The sequence below is a fragment of the Desulfonatronum thiosulfatophilum genome, from assembly GCF_900104215.1.
GTDB classification, from domain to species: domain Bacteria; phylum Desulfobacterota; class Desulfovibrionia; order Desulfovibrionales; family Desulfonatronaceae; genus Desulfonatronum; species Desulfonatronum thiosulfatophilum.
Genome location: NZ_FMXO01000032.1, coordinates 1 through 2464, shown reverse-complemented (window position 1 = coordinate 2464; position 2464 = coordinate 1). Strand labels below are relative to the sequence as shown.

Sequence of the window (2464 nt, the reverse complement as noted above, 5' to 3'; positions counted from 1 at the left end):
AGGGAAAAGACTAGACGCCTCTGGCGTTAATGTCTACTTCATGGGCATGCGCCGGGGAGTTCCTCATCCTAGGGGCATCTGGAAGCTGAAACAACTGATCCGAAAAATCAGGCCGGATGTCATCCAGACCTGGATGTACCATGCGGACCTGCTGGGCGGGCTGGCCGCAAGGATGGCTGGAAAAACGCCTGTTATCTGGAACATTCGGCATTCCAATCTTGATCCCAAGGACAACAAAAAAACAACCCTTTGGACCGCCAAGGTGTGCGCCTTGCTTTCCAGAAGAATTCCCCGGCGCATTGTGTGCTGCTCCGAAGCGTCCAGGCAGATACATGAAGCCATTGGCTACGACCAGGAAAAGTTGCTGGTCATTCCAAATGGGTTTGACCTGGATGCATACCGGCCGGACAAAGAAGGGCGGCGGATGGTGAATCGGTTAATCGGTGAGTCAGTGAATCAGTCTGTCGGTGGGGAGATGGGGCCAAATACTTTGCTAATCGGCATGATGGCCCGCTTTGATCCGCAGAAGGATCATCGGAATCTTGTCCAGGCGGCGGGGTTGTTGAGAGAATGGGGCGTCGACTGCTGTTTTGTGCTTTGCGGCAATGGCGTTGATGCGAAGAATTCGCAGTTGTCTGGATGGATCAGGGACGCCGGAGTGGAAGACCGGTTTTTCCTTTTGGGGCCGCGGGATGATATCCCGACGATTACAACCGGACTGGATATCGCTTGCTTGTCATCGGTTGGCGAGGGCTTCCCCAACGTGTTGGGTGAAGCCATGGCCTGCGAGGTGCCCTGCGTGGCCACGGATGTCGGGGATTGCGCGGATATCGTCGGCGATACGGGCCGGATTGTGCCGCCCAGGAATCCGGATGCCTTGGCCGGGGCGATCAGGGAGTTGGTGGAGATGGGGGGTGAAGGGCGGAAGCAGTTGGGCAGGGCCGCGAGAGAAAGGGTCAGGGAGCGGTATGAGTTGGGGAGTGTGGTGAAGAGGTATGAGGGGCTTTATGAGGATGTTGTGGGATTGAGGGATTGAGGGATTGGGAGATTGAGTAAATGTTGGAATGCTGGGACGGGTAAGATGGTGAATCGGTGGAAATACGGGTGGACGATGAATCGGTGATATGACTGTTTAGAGTGAGGCGAGGGTTTGGAGCACTTTCTTGGTTTTTGGGGCCTGCTTGTGTGGCCCCGGTCACGCTGTACCTGGCCTTGCGCCATCCTGCCTTGCGCTGGATATGGTTGTGAGGTGCTTTTTTCTCCTATCCCGGGCCATACTCCTACTACACCTCCTGGGTCATCAGCCTTGTCTACGCCCTTACAGACCGCAGTCCCCTGCTGGCTCAATGTTTAAGCTTACTGGCCGGAATCGTCAGCGTTTTTCTGTCCTGGCGGCTGGCACTAGAACTCTGGGGAGAACGTGCCGCGATCAAGGCGGTTTAGGCAACGGCTTTGTTTCCCACACTGATTCTCTACTCAGCCCTGACCTTGCGCGAGGCGTATGTCGTCTTTTTACGCTTCTGGGGTTGCTGGGAGTAGCGTGTTGGGTGCGGCGGCGAAGCGTCAAGCCTTTTCTGCTCGCCTTCGGTTTTACAATGGCCAGATTCTTCCACGGCGCCATCTTCGTGACTATCCCGGCCTTTCTGGCACTTGTCGCTGCCCGACATGTCCGGTCGTGCTGGCAGTCGCTTTGCAATATGCGATTACGAATTCTGTCCGTGCTGGTGATCCTGGTGCTGTTCGGAACCTGTTCGTGGTATGTCGGTTCTGATTACAGCGTACCCAAGCTGGGCAATTTTTCCTCTCTCACTGACTTGGATCGGCTCACTCAAAAATGCCTCGCGCCAGCCAAAGTATAGCCAGTTATCCGGACTGGGTCGTCCCGAACTCCCCCGCAGAGATTATCTGGAAAGCCCCTCTTCGTGTTGGGTATATTTCTTTTCACCCTTTCCTTGGGACATCAGCGACCCCCGCCATCTCATCGGTCTGGCCGACGGCCTGCTGTACATGGCCCTGGCGGCCCTGCTCTGGCGCAACCGCAAGATCATCTGGGCCGACCCAGTTGCTCGAACGGTGCTGGTCCTGCTGTCCCTCGTCCTGGTCTATGGCGTGGCCGTGGGCAATTTCGGGACCGGGTTGCGGCATCGTTCAAAATTGTGGCCGGGCTGATCGTGCTCGCCGCGTCGATGTTGCCGTATCTACTCATGGGGAGTCGCGATGCTCCAGGGGGGCCGGTGATTCAGTGACTCTGTCGGACAGTCGAGCAGTTTGATAGTATGCAGAGGGGTCGTGGCGAAAAAGAGGAAGCTAATGTAGTCTGCCCTGGAAAAAGATCAACTACCTAGAATTGTTTGATATGTTTTCTATTTTGTAGTACATTTTCGACCAGTTACTGCAGTATTTATGTATTAAGCCGGTCGAAAATCACTGATTTTGGAGTGACTATGAAGGCGAAAAAGAAAAA

The 2464-nt window shown here is 55.1% G+C and carries 2 protein-coding genes; both read left to right on the top strand.

The window, feature by feature from the left end; genetic code table 11:
• Nucleotides 1-1036, top strand: a 1036-nt coding sequence (locus tag BLP93_RS16470; RefSeq protein WP_139163047.1) for a glycosyltransferase family 4 protein, incomplete at its 5' end; no start/stop codon positions are given.
• Nucleotides 1037-1758: 722 nt separating this feature from the next.
• Nucleotides 1759-2169, top strand: coding sequence for a hypothetical protein (locus BLP93_RS16465; protein WP_092124008.1), 411 nt, complete (start codon nt 1759-1761; stop codon nt 2167-2169).
• Nucleotides 2170-2464 lie beyond the last annotated feature (295 nt).

Coding starts and splice junctions, on each gene's coding strand:
- BLP93_RS16465 (WP_092124008.1), top strand. CDS start 1,759: ATGTCGGTTCTGATTACAGCGTACCCAAGCTGGGCAATTTTTCCTCTC.